This window comes from Neorhizobium sp. DAR64862/K0K3 (genome assembly GCF_050500185.1).
Lineage (GTDB): Bacteria > Pseudomonadota > Alphaproteobacteria > Rhizobiales > Rhizobiaceae > Neorhizobium > Neorhizobium soli.
Genome location: NZ_CP191449.1, coordinates 2997248 through 3013410, shown reverse-complemented (window position 1 = coordinate 3013410; position 16163 = coordinate 2997248). Strand labels below are relative to the sequence as shown.

Below are 16163 nucleotides of genomic sequence, written 5' to 3'. Positions count from 1 at the left end.
CAATCAAGAAGTATTGATGTCCAAACCCCGCAAACCAAAGGGCCGGCCGGTTTCCGGCTGGCTTATTCTCGACAAGCCGATCGATTTCGGCTCGACCGAAGCCGTGTCCAAGATCAAGTGGCTGTTCAATGCCCAGAAATGCGGCCATGCCGGCACGCTGGATCCGCTTGCGTCAGGCATGCTGCCGATTGCGCTCGGCGATGCGACGAAGACCGTGCCCTATGTCATGGATGGGCGGAAGATCTACGAATTCGCCGTTACCTGGGGCGAGGAACGGTCGACCGACGACCTCGAAGGCGCCGTTACCGCATCGTCCGACAGCCGTCCGAGCGAAGAACAGATCCGCGCACTTCTGCCCAACTACACCGGCACGATCCATCAGATCCCGCCACAGTTTTCCGCCATCAAGATTGCCGGCGAACGGGCCTATGACCTCGCCCGCGACGGCGAAATTGTCGAGATCCCGTCGCGCGAGGTCCAGATCTTCCGCCTGACGCTGCTCGGCGTAACGGCAGACAAGGCGCATTTCGAAGTGGAATGCGGCAAGGGCACCTATGTTCGGGCGCTCGCCCGTGACTTCGGCCGCGATCTGGGCTGCTACGGTCATATCTCGGAACTGCGCCGCACCTTCGTTGCGCCCTTTGCCGAAGACCGCATGGTGCCGCTGGCCGAACTCGTGGCCCTGGAAAAGATCGAGGATCGCGACGAACGGCTTGCAGCCCTTGATGCCTTCATGATCAACACGTCTGAAGCGCTTTCCAGCCTGCCGCATCTGCCTGTCACAGACGATCAGGCCCACCGCATCAAGATGGGCAATCCGATTATCCTGCGCGGCCGCGATGCACCGGCTGACGAAGCGGAAGCCTATGCGACCGTGCGCGGTAAGCTGCTTGCCATCGGCGAGATCGGCCAGGGAGAGTTCCGTCCCAAGCGGGTGTTTGGCTGAGCCTCTTCCATTCTCTCCTTGAATGGTCTATAGGCACCGCCAGCAAAAGCAGGCTTTTCTGCCTGTTTTGCGTTTCACGGCCAAGACTGGACGACATCCCGGCCTTAGGCGACCCATAATCCTCATATTCGAAAGGATAACACGATGTCGATCACTGCAGAGCGCAAGGCCGAACTCATCAAGGAATACGCAACCGTTGAAGGCGACACCGGTTCGCCGGAAGTCCAGGTTGCGATCCTCACCGAGCGGATCAACAATCTGACCGAACACTTCAAGGGCCACAAGAAGGACAACCACTCCCGTCGTGGCCTTCTGACCATGGTTTCCACACGTCGTTCGCTTCTCGACTACGTCAAGAAGAAAGACGAATCCCGTTACAGCAAGTTGATTGCTGCTCTGGGCATTCGCCGCTAAAAAATTTCCGGCGGGCGCTCAATCGGGCGCCTGCCGGTTTCTCATTCGGGCCAAGCGTCCGATGCAATGTTTGCGATGCGCTTTATCTCGCGCCGCAAGAATGCCCGCAGACCCGGATGGGCCGGATCTGCAAAAACCAAACCGTTGACCTGTCATGGGGCAGGATTGCCGGATGCTTTCGACCAGGGATCACTCAAAGACCCTGATCAGACGTCGACCACCGAAGTCGCCGACCCGAAGCCTCCCGTTGTCTTGCCCGTGATCTGTCACATCGATTGCGGTCGACTATGCACTGCGCCGGCTACGGCACTGCGCGTGCTCCCGCATTAAAGGACACCATATGTTCAATACCCACTCCGTCGAAATCGAATGGGCAGGCCGCCCGCTGAAGCTTGAAACGGGCAAGATCGCCCGCCAGGCTGACGGCGCGGTTCTCGCCACCTACGGCGAAACCGTCGTTCTCGCCACCGTTGTTTCGGCCAAGTCGGCCAAGCCCGGCCAGGACTTCTTCCCGCTGACCGTAAACTACCAGGAAAAGACCTATGCCGCCGGCAAGATCCCGGGCGGCTATTTCAAGCGCGAAGGTCGCCCGTCGGAAAAGGAAACGCTGGTTTCCCGCCTGATCGACCGTCCGATCCGCCCGCTTTTCCCGGAAGGCTACAAGAACGAGACCCAGGTCGTCGTTACCGTCATCCAGCACGACCTTGAAAACGATCCGGACGTCTTGTCGATGGTTGCAGCATCCGCTGCCTTGACGATCTCTGGCGTTCCCTTCATGGGCCCGGTTGGCGGCGCACGCGTCGGCTACATCAACGGCGAATACGTTCTGAACCCGCATCTCGACGAGATGGACGAGTCGACCCTCGACCTCGTCGTTGCCGGCACCCAGGACGCCGTCCTGATGGTCGAGTCGGAAGCCAAGGAACTCAACGAAGAGATCATGCTCGGCGCCGTCATGTTCGGCCACAAGGGCTTCCAGCCGGTTATCGACGCGATCATCAAGCTCGCTGAAGTTGCCGCCAAGGAGCCCCGCGATTTCCAGCCGGAAGATCATTCCGCGCTCGAAGCCGAAATGCTGCAGCATTTCGAAGCCGAACTGCGCACCGCCTACAAGAACACCCAGAAGGCTGAACGCTATGCTGCCGTCGACGCCGTCAAGGCGAAGGTCAAGGCACACTTCTTCCCGGAAGGCGTAGAGCCGAAGTACCCGGCCGAAGTCATCGGCGCGACCTTCAAGCACCTGCAGGCGAAGATCGTTCGCTGGAACATCCTCGACACCAAGAGCCGCATCGACGGCCGTGATCTCGAGACCGTTCGCAAGATCGTGTCTGAAGTCGGCATCCTGCCGCGCACCCACGGTTCGGCCCTGTTCACACGCGGCGAAACCCAGGCGATCGTTGTCGCGACGCTCGGCACCGGCGAAGACGAACAGTATGTCGATAGCCTGACCGGCATGTACAAGGAACGCTTCCTTCTGCATTACAACTTCCCTCCCTACTCGGTTGGTGAAACCGGCCGCATGGGTTCCCCAGGACGTCGCGAAATCGGCCACGGCAAGCTCGCATGGCGCGCGATCCGTCCGATGCTGCCAACGGCTGAACAGTTCCCGTACACGCTGCGCGTCGTCTCCGAGATCACCGAGTCGAACGGCTCGTCCTCGATGGCAACCGTCTGCGGCACATCGCTTGCTCTGATGGACGCTGGCGTCCCGCTCGCAAAGCCTGTTGCCGGTATCGCTATGGGCCTGATCCTCGAAGGCGAACGCTTTGCCGTTCTCTCCGACATCCTCGGTGACGAAGATCATCTCGGCGACATGGACTTCAAGGTTGCAGGTACTGTCGACGGCATCACCTCGCTGCAGATGGACATCAAGATCGCCGGCATCACCGAAGAGATCATGAAGGTCGCGCTCGGCCAGGCACAGGGTGGCCGCAAGCACATCCTCACCGAAATGGCCAACGCCATCACCGAAGGTCGCTCGGAACTCGGCGAATTCGCACCGCGCATCGAAGTGATGAACATCCCGGTCGACAAGATCCGTGAAGTCATCGGTTCGGGCGGCAAGGTCATCCGCGAAATCGTCGAAAAGACCGGCGCCAAGATCAACATCGAAGACGACGGCACGGTCAAGATTGCCTCCGCCTCCGGCAAGGAAATCGAAGCGGCCCGCAAGTGGATCCATTCGATCGTTGCTGAACCGGAAGTCGGCACCATCTACGAAGGTACCGTTGTGAAGACCGCCGACTTCGGCGCCTTCGTCAACTTCTTCGGCGCCCGCGACGGTCTGGTCCATATCAGCCAGCTCGCTTCCGACCGTGTTGCCAAGACCCAGGACGTGGTCAAGGAAGGCCAGAAGGTCTGGGTCAAGCTGATGGGCTTCGACGAGCGCGGCAAGGTTCGCCTGTCGATGAAGGCCGTCGACCAGGCCACCGGCCAGGAAGTCAAGAAGGCTGACGGCGAAGCTGCCGAATAAGCCCTCGACCTATCGAGAGATCGAGGCGCGGAAGGAATAACTTCCGCGCCTTTTTTGTTTTCACCGACGACACGACCGCCCGAGATCCGATCATGACCCGAGAAGCCCTGAAGACCCTTTTTCATCCCTTCGCCACCGACGCGATCCAAACGCCCGGCGAGGGTGAGCGCATACTGTTTCTGGGTGCGGAAGCGGGCAATGCCCTGCCTGACGGGTTTGATGCCGAGATCACGGCCATCCAGCCGTTCCGCCCACTGTTCCGCAGCCTGCGCGACAACGCGTTTCCCGAGCCCGAGGGCGAGGATTACGACGGTGCGCTTGTCCTGTGCGGCAAGCATCGCGGCGAAAACGAAAACCGCATTGCCGAAGCACTTGCGCGGGTGAAGGTCGGTGGCCTGATCGTCGTTGCCGGTGGCAAGGAAGACGGTATCGCACCCATTCGCACGATGCTGCTGAAGCTCGGCATCACGCTGGACTACGCGCCGAAGTATCACGGCGTTGCCATCTGGTTCGGCCGGCCGGAGGATGCGTCTGGCGCGATCCAGGCACTGAAAAAGACAGCTGTGACGGTCGACGGTCGATTCCAGGCCGCTCCCGGCATGTTCTCGCACGACCGCATCGATCCGGGCTCCGAACTTCTGGTAAGCCGCTTCCCGACGGATTTCGACGGCAATGCCGCTGATTTCGGTGCCGGCTGGGGTTATCTTTCGGTGATGCTCGCCGAGCGTTCGCCCCGCGTGAACCGTATCGACCTGTTCGAGGCCGATCACCGGGCGCTGGAATTTGCAAAGCAGAACGTTGCGCACAATTGCCCGGATCTCGAAGCCCGCTTCTTCTGGCAGGATCTGGGAACCGAGCCGCCAAAGGAAAAATACGACCTCGTCATCATGAACCCGCCCTTCCATGAGACGCAGGCTGCGGATCCGGAACTGGGCAAGACGATGATCCGCACGGCGGCAGGCGCGCTCAGAAGCGGCGGCAGGCTGATGCTGGTCGCCAATCGCGGCATGCAATACGAGCCGGTGCTCGAGGAAGCGTTCCGGGAATACGGCGAAACCTGCCGCAACGCCCGCTTCAAGATCCTCTGGGCGAAGAAGTAGCTTCACCCCTCAAAATCTAGGATTGCCCGCCCCGACAGCTCGAATGCACACTGAAGTTGCGTTGGAGCGGTCGGGGTTTTTGTATGAAAGGCGTTGTTTCAGCACTTCTGCTCTTGATCGCCACTGAAACGGCGAGCGCCGAAGAGCCGCGCGCCAGTGTTCGCTTGACCTGGGAATGGTTCAACACCGCGGAAACCTATCGCAAATACAAGGTCAAAGGGCCGGATGACCTTCGCATTGCCGCGCATTACTTCCGGCTCGCGGCCAAGAACGGCAACGCTGCGGCAGCCTACAAGCTCGGTGAAGCTTATGAGATAGGCTCAGGTGTCCCACTCGATCTTCCGGAAGCGCTCCGCTGGTATCGCCAGTCCGCCGACGCTGGCGACATGCATGCGGAGCTGAAGGTCGGCTGGTTCTATCAGAAGGGCTTGAGCCTGCGGGCTGATCCATCACGGGCTGTCGAATGGTACGAGCGCTCCGCCAGCAAAGGCAACCTGTGGGCCCATCATATGCTGGCCTTCATGTTGATGGACGGGGAGGGGGTCGCAAAGAACCTCGCCCTTGCGCAAAGTTATTTCGAAAAGAGCCTGCCTTTCACGCACGATCACTGGGCGCAGCTGAAGCTGGCGCAGTTGATCCGGTCGAGCGATCCACGTCGCTCCAAAGAACTGCTCAAGCAGTCAGCGAGTGCCGGCAATGCCGACGCGGTCCGGGAATTGAACTCAAATTGAAAGTGCCCGCCGTCCCAGGGATCGCACGCGTCGGATGCTACTGAGCGTCGGACTTGCGCAGTCTGTCGAGGCTTGGCAGTGAGGTGATGCTGTATCCGGCATCGACGTAATGCACTTCGCCGGTCACACCGCGGGAGAGATCCGACAGCAGATAGAGTGCCGATCCGCCGATGTCCTCGATCGTGGCAGTGCGGCGCAACGGCGCGTTCTGCTGGTTCCAGGCGTAGATCGCCCGTGCATCGGAAATCCCGGCGCCGGCAAGCGTGCGCACGGGGCCGGCGGAGATCGTGTTGACGCGGATGTCGTTCGGGCCGAAATCGGCGGCCAGATACCGCACCGAGGCTTCAAGCGCTGCCTTGGCAACGCCCATCACGTTGTAGTTCGGAATGACGCGCTGTGAACCGTTATAGGTCAGCGTCAGCATAGAGCCGCCATCCGGCATCAGGGCTGCGGCGCGCTTGGCGATTTCCGTGAAGGAAAAGCAGGAGATCACCATCGTGCGCGAGAAATTCTCCCGCGTCGTGTCGGCGTAGAGGCCCTTCAGCTCGTTCTTGTCGGAGAAGCCGATGGCATGAACGAGAAAGTCGATCGTGCCCCAGCGTTCGCGCAGCGCGTCAAACGTTGCGTCGACCGACGCGATATCTTCGACGTCGCAGGGAACCACGAAATCTGAGCCGAGTTCGGCGGCAAGCGGTCTGACCCGCTTGCCCAGCGCCTCACCCTGATAGGTGAAGGCAACTTCCGCACCCTGTGCCGCGACCGCCTTGGCAATTCCCCAGGCGATCGAGTGGTTGTTGGCAACGCCCATGATCAGGCCGCGCTTGCCCTGCATGATCCCGGACATCAAATTATCCGTTATGACGCTGGAAGACGAGCGTAGCGTTGGTGCCGCCGAAGCCGAAGGAGTTGGAGAGCACAGTGTCGATCTTGGCATTGTCGATACGCTTGCGAACGATCGGCACGCCGTCGAATTCCGGATCGAGCGTCTGGATGTGCGCGCTTTCACCGATAAAGCGTTCCTGCATCATCAGCAGGCCGTAGATGGATTCCTGCACGCCGGCACCGCCGAGCGAGTGGCCGGTCAGAGACTTGGTCGACTGGATGTGCGGGATCTTGTCCTTGAACACTTCGCGGATGGCGCCAATTTCCTTGGAATCGCCAACCGGTGTCGAGGTGCCGTGGGTGTTGATGTAGTCGACCTCGCCTTCCACGTTGGCAAGCGCCTGACGCATGCAGCGGATGGCGCCTTCGCCAGATGGTGCGACCATGTCGTAGCCATCGGATGTGGCGCCGTAGCCGGTGAGTTCCGCATAGATCTTGGCGCCGCGGGCCTTGGCATGCTCCAGTTCTTCAAGCACGAGAACGCCTGCACCACCGGCGATGACGAAACCGTCGCGGTCGGCGTCATAAGCGCGCGAAGCCGTTGCAGGCTGGTCGTTGTACTTGGAGGACATGGCGCCCATCGCGTCGAACAGGTTCGACATGGTCCAGTCGAGATCCTCGTGGCCGCCGGCAAACATCACGTCCTGCTTGCCCCACTGGATCATCTCCGCGGCATTGCCGATGCAGTGCGCAGACGTCGAGCAGGCCGACGAGATCGAGTAGTTGACGCCGTGGATCTTGAACCAGGTCGCAAGCGTTGCCGACGCCGTCGAAGACATCGCCTTCGGCACGGCAAACGGACCGATCCGCTTCGGGCTGTTGTTCTTGATCGTCGTCTCGGCCGCTTCGATCAGGGTGCGGGTGGAAGGACCGCCCGAACCCATGATGATGCCGGTGCGCTCGTTCTCGCTGTAATCCTTTTCCTCAAGTCCGGAATCGGCCAGCGCCTGCTTCATCGCCACATGGTTCCACGCTCCGCCCTGGGAGAGGAAGCGCATGGCGCGGCGATCGACGAGTTCCGTCGTATCGATGTTGGGCTTGCCCCAGACCTGGCACTTGAAGCCGTGCTCGGCGAAATCCGGCGAGAAAGAAATACCGGACTTTGCCTGCCGCAGGGACTCGGTGACTTCGGCTGCGTCGTTACCGATCGAGGACACGATACCGAGCCCAGTGACAACTACCCGTCTCATTTCATCAAACCTTTGTTGTTTTCGACAGCTGCGCTTTTCAAGCAGTTCAGGCGGTCTTTTCCTTGGACAGACCCACGCGGAGGTCCGTCGCCTGATAGATGGTCTCGCCATCGGCCTTCAGCCAGCCGTCGGCGGTGCCCAGCACGAGGCGACCCCTCATGACGCGCTTGAAGTCGATGCCATATTCCAGAAGCTTGGTGTCCGGGCGGATCATGCCCTTGAACTTCACTTCGCCGGTCGAAAGCGCCATGCCGCGGCCGGGTTCACCCAGCCAGCCCAGGAAGAAGCCGGTCAGCTGCCACATGCCGTCAAGGCCAAGGCAGCCCGGCATGATCGGGTTGCCTTCGAAATGGCAGGGGAAATACCAGTCGTCCGGACGCACGTCGTATTCAGCGCGGATGTAACCCTTGTCGAAGGCGCCGCCGGTTTCCGAGATCTCCGTGATCCGGTGGACCATCAGCATGGGCGGCAACGGCAGCTGCGCATTGCCGGGACCAAACAGATCACCGTGGGCGCAAGAGAGGATTTCTTCGTAGCTGAAGCTGGACTGTCTGGTGGACATGAATTTCCGTTTCCCCCCGTTTGAAGCTTTTGTTTCCCAAGCTTTAGAGCAATATGGGCCGAAATTGAAGTCTTGCCATGACAACACAGGTGCTGTCTGGGGAAGACTGCAGCTGCGGAAGCATCGCATTCAGGTCCGCATATAGGAAGCGGAGAGCGCAAACCAGTGGTAAAACACCGAAAATTAGCGTTTTTGCCGACCGCGGAAGGACGTGCTAAGGGACACTATTGAAAGAATTCATCTTAAAAGTTATATCGGAAATCAGATTAGATCCCGTGTGACGAAACGGTTGGAGCCGAAGCACATATGGCGGATGCCATGCCGAACATCGAGATTAGATTGCGCCATTGCGGCCTTCGACCGACGAGGCAGCGCGTCGCGTTGGCGGATCTGTTGTTTGCAAAGGGTGATCGGCATCTGACGGTCGAGGAACTGCACGCGGAAGCCACAGAAGCCGGCGTGCCGGTCTCGCTCGCAACCGTCTATAATACCCTCCACCAGTTTACCGAGGCAGGCCTCATCCGCGTTCTCGCGGTTGAGAGCGCACGCACCTATTTCGACACCAATATTTCCGATCACCATCACTTCTTTGTCGAAGGGCGCAACGAGGTTTTGGATATCCCGATCAGCAATCTGGAAATCGGCAATCTCCCGGATGCGCCCGAGGGCATGGAAATCGCCCATGTCGACGTCATCATCCGGCTGCGCGAAAAGCGCGCCTAATCTTTGGTCCTGCCCTTGATTGCCTCATCTGCCGGCCGCCCCGGCCGCGACTTGTAGCGTGGCAGCGTCCAGCCGTAATGGATTGCGCCGCCCCGCAATGCAAAGGCGACCAGCACACCGACGCCTGAACTGACATACTGCGGAAAGCCGAGTGCCTGTGCCGCCGTGAACGCGGCAGCGCCGGCAATAGAGGCCGTGATGTAGATTTCCGAGCGCAACAGGACTGACGGCTCGTTGACGAGAAGATCGCGCAGGATCCCGCCGAATGCCGCTGTCAGCGCGCCGGTAATGATGGCGATCGTCGGCGACCCGGTGGCGGCCAGTCCTTTTGCCGCGCCAAGCACGCTATAGGCAGCAAGGCCCACCGCATCGAGCCAGATCAACAGGCGATATCGCCACTCAACCCGGTGCGCGGTCAGATAGACCACGACCCCGGTGACGACGCAGATCAGGATATAGGTCGGGTCGAGAACCCAGAAGACCGGGGTCCGGCCAAGAATGATGTCACGCACCGTGCCGCCGCCGAGCCCGGTCACGGCTGCAAAGAACAGAAACCCGATGAGATCGAGCTCCTTTCTTGATGCCGCAAGCGCACCGGTTGCGGCAAACACCGCGATGCCGGCATAATCGAGGATCATCAGCAGGGACATTCCATTCTCCAGCGTCGCGCAAGTGCATTGCTCTAGATGATCACGCTAACGACGGCAACGGCATCTCCGGTCAGGTCCGATGATGTCATGAAAAGATGATTTGAGAATATGGGTAGGTGCGGTGAATAAGGTCTTGATACTTCTGGTCGCTCTCGTCCTGCTGCCGACCTTCGCGTCAGCCCAGCAGAAACTGTTCAGCGATCCGGAAGTCACGGAAAAGAGCCATTTCCAGAAAACCTGCGGAAAAGTCGAGTTCGGTCCGGGCTTCGTCAAACGTTTCGACATCAACAATGATGGCATAACGGACGTCGTCACCGATCACAGCGACCTGACGTGCGACGGCGTTCGCGGCCCCAAATGCAATGCAGATGGCTGCCCGCAGAACTTCTACGTCCAGGCGAAGGAGGGCGGCTATATCATGATCGCCACCGCCCAGATCTACGGCTACGATTTCGTCCAGTATTTCGGCAACATGGTGTTCATGCTGCAGATGCATCCGCGGTTCTGCGAGCGCACCGATGCCGCGCCCTGCGTCATGCGGGTCCGCGTCCGCGGCGGCCGTTTCGTGACGATCTCGAAACAGTAATCACGGCCCCTTTAGGGATCAGGGCGCCTTGATGCTGTCGATACGGCCCGCGAACCTATAGCCGAGAACGGCCATCCACTCCCGTGCAGCCGTCGCCGTCAGCTGCGCATTGAGCGCCGGCTGGGTAAAATCGAGCTTGGCGGCTACGATGCCGCTGGTGCGAAAGTCGGTCGGCCACGGGCGAGCCTGAATGCCCGCCTTCTGAAACAGGGCGACGGAACGGGGCATGTGGAAGGCCGAGGTGATCAGCGCGCAATCGCTGAAACCCTGCTGTTTCAGGATGTCGGCCGTATTCTGCGTATTCTCGTAGGTGGTGCGCGACCTGTTTTCCTTCACTACCCGGTCCGGCGCTATGCCGAAGGCTGTGAAGAAGCGTTCGGAGGCCTGCGCTTCGCCTTCATAGACGCCGCTGAACGACCCGTCGCCGCCGGAAATCAGGATGCGCGATTGCGGAAATTGCAGCGCCAGCCGACCCGCTTCGATAAAGCGGTCCGCCGCCTGGTTGAATTCGATGCCACCCCGCGCCGCCGTCACCTCGCTCTCGAATGCACCGCCGAGAATGATCATGCAGGAGAGGTCTGCAGGATCTGTTGCCGGCTTGGCGTAGCGAGCCTCGAGAGACTGCAGCGCCAATGCGCCCGCCGTCGTATAGAGCGTGACGAACAGGGTGAGCGCACTCAGAAGTGCCGACATGCCGGAAAGCTTCCGAAGGCCGAAAAGTCCGAAGAGAGCGGCAAGGGCCGAAAGCAGGAAGGCGATGGAAAGCGGCTGTGCGAGCAGCCAGATCAGCTTGGAAATGAAAAACATGGACCGTCGTCTGTTTGAGTCCCGGCCAGTCTATCCTGTCGCGGGCCGATGGTGAACGCGGCAACGGTCACTCTGTCTTGAGATAGGCTTCAACGCCGCGCGCCGCAGCAAGGCCCGTGGCAAAGCAGGCGGTCAGAAGATAGCCACCGGTCGGCGCTTCCCAGTCCAGCATCTCGCCGGCTGCGAACAGACCTGGACGCCGCGCCAGCATGAAGCCGCCATCGAGCTCGTCCCAGGCGATGCCACCGGCCGAGGAGATCGCTTCCGCAATCGGGCGAGGGCGCAGCAGCAGGATCGACAGCGCCTTGATCGCCCGTGCCAGATCCTCCGGCGGCATCCGGTTCACATCCGGTATCAGTTCGCGCAGCAGGGCAGCCTTGACGCCGTCGAGGCCTGCACCCTTGCGCAACCGGTTGGAAAAGCTCGCTTTGACATCCTGCCGCGAGAGATCGCGCACGAGACGCTCGACGCTTCGGCCCGGCATCAGGTCGACATCAAGCACCGCCTGGCCATCCCTGTTGATCAACTCACGCAGGACTGTGGAATGCGCATAGACAAGGCTGCCTTCGATCCCGTGTTTCGAGATCACGAACTCGCCCTGATAGGTGCCCGCATCCGAGCGCGTCGAGACGGATTTGAGCGGCGCGCCGGCAAAACGCTCGACGAACATGTCGCTCCAGGCGACGTCGAACCCGCAATTGGCCGCCTGGAACTCCGATATCGCAATCCCCTCGGCCTTCAGCCACGGTACCCATGCCGCATCCGAACCGAGCCGTGGCCAGCTCGCGCCCCCAAGCGCCAGAATGACGGCATCCGGGCGTATGAGGAGTTCGCCGTTGGGCGTTCCAAACCTGTAACCGCCGCCTTCGAAACCCGTCCAGCGATGTCGCGTCTTCAGCACGACTCCCTGCTTGTCCAATCGGGAAAGCCAGGCGCGCAAGAGTGGCGATGCCTTCATGGCGACCGGGAAAACCCGGCCGGACGTCCCCACAAATGTCTCCGTTCCGAGTTCCTGTGCCCAGGCGCGAACATCCGATGGTGTGAACGCGTCAAGCGCCGGTCGCATCCGCGACGAAGACGAGCCGAAGCGACCGGCAAACCAGGCAAAATCCTCCGCATGGGTGATATTGAGCCCGGATTTTCCCGCCAGCAGAAACTTCCGCCCGAAGGTCGGCATGGCCTCGTAAACTGTCACCGAAAATCCGGCAGCGGAAAGATGCTCCGCCGCCATCAGTCCTGCCGGCCCGCCGCCTATGATCGCAACCTGTTTGGTCATGATCTCCGGTTACGGCAGATTACAACGTTTTGCCATAGCCCCCGGCCGTCGGCGTGGTCACGGTCACCGCTTCGCCCGCCTCGATCACCGTCTGGGCGCAGCCCGGAAGTGTCTCGATCGAGCCGTCGAGCCTGCGCACGGTGGTGATGCCAAGCTCTCCCTCTCCGCCGCCGTCAAGGCCGTGCGGGTGGAGCGTCCGATGCGAGGAGAGGATGGCGCAATCCATCGTTTCGAGAAACCGGATCGTCCGCTTCGTGCCGTCGCCTGCCGCAAACTGCCCCTGCCCGCCGGAATTGTCGCGGATGTGGAAATCTTCGAGCAGCACCGGATAGCGCGTCTCCAGGATTTCCGGATCGGTGAGACGCGAGTTGGTCATGTGCACATGGACAGCGTCGGTGCCGGCAAAGCCGCTGCCGTCGTTGAACCGGCCGGCCGGCGAACCGGAGCACAGCGTCTCGTAATACTGGTAGGTGGCGTTGCCGAAGGTCAGGTTGTTCATCGTGCCTTGGCTTGCTGCGATCGCACCCAGCGCGCCGAACAGAGCATTCGTCACGTGCTGCGACGTCTCGACATTTCCGGCAACGACCGCTGCCGGATATTGCGGCTTGAGCATCGAACCATCAGGCACGATGATGCGGATAGGCTTCAGGCACCCGGCATTCATCGGGATTGAGCTCTCCACCATCACGCGGAACACGTAAAGAACCGCCGCGCGCGTCACCGGTTCGGGCGCGTTGAAATTGTTCTTCTTCTGCTCGCTGGTGCCGGTAAAATCGACCGTCGCCTCGCGCTTTTGCCTGTCGATGGTGATCTTGACCTTGATCGTGCTGCCCTGGTCTGTCGCGTAGGAAAACTCCGCGTCACCAAGTTTTTCCAGCACGCGGCGAACGCTTTCCTCCGCATTGTCCTGCACGTGGCCCATATAGGCCTGCACGACATCTAGCCCGAACTGCGCGATCATCCGGCGCATTTCGTAGACGCCCTTTTCATTGGCCGCGATCTGCGCCCTCATGTCCGCGACGTTCTGTGCAACGTTGCGGGCAGGGTAGGGATGGTCGGACAGCAGGTTGGTGATGCCCGCCTCGTCAAACCGGCCGCGATCGACCAGAAGCACGTTGTCGAACAGGACGCCTTCTTCGTCGACGGTCGTCGCCAGCGGTGTCATCGAGCCCGGCGCTGTGCCGCCGACATCGGCATGGTGACCGCGCGAGGCGACGTAGAACAGGATCTTCTCACCCGCGTCATCGAACACCGGTGTCACCACGGTAATATCGGGCAGATGCGTTCCGCCATTGTAGGGCGCGTTCAACGCAAACACGTCACCGGGACAGATCTTGCCCTGGTTCTGCGCAATAATGCTTTCAACGGAGCGGTCCATCGATCCGAGATGAACCGGCATATGCGGTGCATTGGCGACCAGAGCGCCGTTCTCGTCGAACACGGCGCAGGAGAAATCCAGTCGTTCCTTGATGTTGACGGAGGACGCCGTGTTCTGCAGCGTCACGCCCATCTGCTCGGCAATCGACATGAACAGGTTGTTGAAGACCTCGAGCAGAACCGGATCGGCCTGGGTGCCGACAGCCTTGGCACGCGAGAGCGTGACGATACGCTTCAGGACCACGTGGTTGAGCCGGGTCACTTCGAATGCCCAGCCATCCTCGATCACGATCGTCTGGTGCGGCTCGACGATCAGGCAGGGACCGCTGGCGCGCGCGCCGGGCCCGATGTCGGCACGACGATAGACAGGCGCGTCGCGCCATGCGCCGGTGGAGAAGAACTTCGTGTGCTCTGCAGCTGTTGGGGCCGCGTCGTCCAGCGCAAACTCAGGCTCCGAAGCATCGGCACCGCCGCCGATCGCCTCGACCTCGTAGGCCTCGAAGATGATCTCGCGGTTCTCGAAGATAAAGCCGAACTGTTTCCGGTGGACGGTCTCGAACGCGGCCGTCATCTCGGCGGCATCTGTCACCGCGACCGAGAGGGTCGTATCCGTGCCCTGATAGCGAAGATGGGCGCGGTGCAGAACCTCGGTCTGCGCTTGAGCCACGCCCTGCGAACCCATTTCGGCGAGCACGCTTGTCGACAGTTCGTCGCGAACCGGGTCAAGCGATGCCAGTGCTTCGGCAAGCGGCTGCGAGACCGTACGCTGGCGGGTAGCGCGGATATCGGCGAGACCCATCCCGTAAGCCGAGAGGATGCCGGAAAACGGATGGATCAGAACCGTCGAGATGCCAAGCGCGTCCGCCGTCAGGCAGGCATGCTGACCACCGGCACCGCCGAAACAGGTCAGCGCATAATGCGTGACATCGTAACCGCGCTGGACGCTGATCTTCTTGACGGCATTGGCCATGTTCTCGACCGCGATGGCAAGGAAACCATCCGCCACCTGTTCCGGCGTGCGGCCATCGCCGACCACCGTCGCCATCTCCTCGAAGGCTTTCCGCACGGCACCGGCATCCAGTGGCTCGTCGCGGTTTGGCCCGAAAATCCTAGGGAAGAGTTCTGGTGAAAGCTTGCCCAGCATCACGTTCGCATCGGTGACGGTAAGCGGTCCGCCGCGGCGATAGGCCTTCGGGCCGGGATTGGCGCCGGCGGAATCCGGGCCGACGCGGAACCGACCGTTTTCGAAATGCAGGATAGAGCCCCCGCCGGCCGCGACCGTGTGGATCGACATCATCGGCGCGCGCATCCGCACGCCAGCGACTTCGGTCTCGAACGAACGTTCAAGCTCTCCGTCATAGTGCGAAACATCGGTGGACGTGCCGCCCATGTCGAAGCCGACCATTCTGTCGAACCCGGCAAGTCGCGAGGTTTCGACCGCGCCAACGACGCCGCCGGCCGGGCCTGACAGGATTGCGTCCTTGCCCTGAAACAGTCGTGCCGCGGTAAGGCCCCCAGACGACTGCATGAACATCAGCTGCGGTCCCTCAGAACCGGCAGTCTCCGCATCCGTGCCAAGCTCGCTCGCCACCTGATCGACGTAACGGCGCAGGATCGGTGAGAGATAGGCGTCGACGACGGTCGTGTCGCCGCGGCCGACCAGCTTGATCAGTGGCGAAACCTCATGGCTGACCGAGACCTGAGCAAAGCCGATCTCGCGGGCGATCGTTGCAACGAGCTGTTCATGAGCCGGATAACGATAGGCATGCATGAAGACGATAGCGATCGCACGGTAGCCCGCATCGAACTGCGCCTGAAGGTCCGCGCGCACCGTCGCCTCGTCCGGCTCCGCCTCGACTTCTCCGTCGGCACGCACGCGTTCTTCGACTTCCACGACCGCCGTGTAGAGCAGTTCGGGCTTCACGATCTTCTTGGCAAAGATGTCGGTTCGGGCCTGATAACCGATCGCCAGCGCATCTTTGAAGCCGCGTGTGGTGACGAGAAGCGTCCGCTCGCCCTTGCGCTCCAGCAGCGCATTGGTGGCGACGGTCGTTCCCATCTTCACGGCGCCGACCAATTCGGCGGGTATCGGCTGCCCGGCTTCCACCTGCAAAAGCTCGCGAATGCCCTGCACCGCGGCATCGCGATAGGCTTCGGGATTTTCCGAAAGGACCTTGTGGGCGACCAGCGAACCGTCCGGCTTGCGCCCGACGATATCGGTAAATGTGCCGCCGCGGTCGATCCAGAAGTCCCACTTGTCCTGCGTCATACAATGCCCCCTGATGCCCGATTTGGACCAACGAAAACATTTCGTCGATAAAACGTCAATGTTTGATTGACAGGAAAATGCCTATTGCTGCATCATGCCCTTATAACAGGCAAAGCGGCCACGAGAGCCGCGCCATACCGGCAACCGAGGGGAAGCCATATGAGCGATCTACGCATT

14 protein-coding genes are annotated in these 16163 nt (G+C 60.9%); 7 read left to right on the top strand and 7 right to left on the bottom strand.

Features of this window, described 5'->3' with window-relative positions; translation table 11 throughout:
• The first annotated feature begins 16 nt into the window (after window positions 1-16).
• The 5 genes from truB to ACQY1L_RS14640 all read left to right on the top strand — a co-directional run bounded on the left by truB (window position 17) and on the right by ACQY1L_RS14640 (window position 5664).
• Window positions 17-946, top strand: a complete 930-nt coding sequence (gene truB, locus ACQY1L_RS14660) for a tRNA pseudouridine(55) synthase TruB (RefSeq protein WP_430241442.1) — start codon at window positions 17-19, stop codon at window positions 944-946.
• Between the two features lie 144 nt (window positions 947-1090).
• The gene (gene rpsO / locus ACQY1L_RS14655; protein WP_062454254.1) at window positions 1091-1360 is read left to right on the top strand and encodes a 30S ribosomal protein S15; all 270 of its coding nucleotides are present in this window, start codon (window positions 1091-1093) and stop codon (window positions 1358-1360) included.
• 340 nt (window positions 1361-1700) lie between these two features.
• A complete protein-coding gene (pnp, locus tag ACQY1L_RS14650) occupies window positions 1701-3833 on the top strand; it encodes a polyribonucleotide nucleotidyltransferase (RefSeq protein ID WP_430241440.1) in 2133 nt (710 codons plus the stop codon).
• 92 nt (window positions 3834-3925) lie between these two features.
• Window positions 3926-4933 (top strand): class I SAM-dependent methyltransferase, encoded by a 1008-nt coding sequence (locus tag ACQY1L_RS14645; protein WP_062454252.1) that lies wholly within the window; start codon window positions 3926-3928, stop codon window positions 4931-4933.
• Between the two features lie 83 nt (window positions 4934-5016).
• Complete coding sequence (locus ACQY1L_RS14640; RefSeq protein ID WP_062454251.1) at window positions 5017-5664, top strand: tetratricopeptide repeat protein; 648 nt, start codon at window positions 5017-5019, stop codon at window positions 5662-5664.
• A gap of 37 nt (window positions 5665-5701) precedes the next feature.
• Here the strand turns inward: ACQY1L_RS14640 and fabI are convergent, their stop codons facing one another.
• From fabI to fabA, 3 genes are read right to left on the bottom strand one after another with little or no spacing between them, the layout of a single operon-like run.
• A complete protein-coding gene (gene fabI, locus ACQY1L_RS14635; protein WP_192087731.1) occupies window positions 5702-6508 on the bottom strand; it encodes an enoyl-ACP reductase FabI in 807 nt (268 codons plus the stop codon).
• A 4-nt stretch (window positions 6509-6512) separates the two neighbouring features.
• Entirely contained in the window at window positions 6513-7736 is a 1224-nt protein-coding gene (fabB, locus tag ACQY1L_RS14630; protein ID WP_062454249.1) for a beta-ketoacyl-ACP synthase I, read from the bottom strand.
• A gap of 46 nt (window positions 7737-7782) precedes the next feature.
• On the bottom strand, window positions 7783-8298 hold the full coding sequence (fabA, locus tag ACQY1L_RS14625) for a 3-hydroxyacyl-[acyl-carrier-protein] dehydratase FabA (protein WP_062454248.1): 516 nt from the start codon (window positions 8296-8298) through the stop codon (window positions 7783-7785).
• 306 nt (window positions 8299-8604) lie between these two features.
• Between fabA and irrA the strand changes: the two genes are divergently transcribed.
• Window positions 8605-9021 (top strand): iron response transcriptional regulator IrrA, encoded by a 417-nt coding sequence (irrA, locus tag ACQY1L_RS14620; protein ID WP_192078008.1) that lies wholly within the window; start codon window positions 8605-8607, stop codon window positions 9019-9021.
• On the opposite strand, the gene ACQY1L_RS14615 is transcribed toward irrA, so the two are convergent.
• Window positions 9018-9671, bottom strand: a complete 654-nt coding sequence (locus ACQY1L_RS14615) for a trimeric intracellular cation channel family protein (RefSeq protein ID WP_430241436.1) — start codon at window positions 9669-9671, stop codon at window positions 9018-9020. The two genes, irrA and ACQY1L_RS14615, sit on opposite strands and share 4 nt — an antisense overlap.
• 121 nt (window positions 9672-9792) lie before the next feature.
• Here ACQY1L_RS14615 and ACQY1L_RS14610 point away from each other — a divergent pair, with 121 nt between their 5' ends.
• Complete coding sequence (locus ACQY1L_RS14610; RefSeq protein WP_092664052.1) at window positions 9793-10257, top strand: hypothetical protein; 465 nt, start codon at window positions 9793-9795, stop codon at window positions 10255-10257.
• 18 nt (window positions 10258-10275) lie between these two features.
• Here ACQY1L_RS14610 and ACQY1L_RS14605 read toward each other — a convergent pair whose 3' ends face one another.
• The 3 genes from ACQY1L_RS14605 to ACQY1L_RS14595 all read right to left on the bottom strand — a co-directional run bounded on the left by ACQY1L_RS14605 (window position 10276) and on the right by ACQY1L_RS14595 (window position 15986).
• Complete coding sequence (locus ACQY1L_RS14605; RefSeq protein ID WP_430241434.1) at window positions 10276-11064, bottom strand: YdcF family protein; 789 nt, start codon at window positions 11062-11064, stop codon at window positions 10276-10278.
• 67 nt (window positions 11065-11131) lie between these two features.
• Complete coding sequence (locus ACQY1L_RS14600) at window positions 11132-12340, bottom strand: TIGR03862 family flavoprotein (RefSeq protein WP_430241432.1); 1209 nt, start codon at window positions 12338-12340, stop codon at window positions 11132-11134.
• Window positions 12341-12359: 19 nt separating this feature from the next.
• The gene (locus tag ACQY1L_RS14595; protein ID WP_430241430.1) at window positions 12360-15986 is read right to left on the bottom strand and encodes a hydantoinase B/oxoprolinase family protein; all 3627 of its coding nucleotides are present in this window, start codon (window positions 15984-15986) and stop codon (window positions 12360-12362) included.
• Window positions 15987-16163 lie beyond the last annotated feature (177 nt).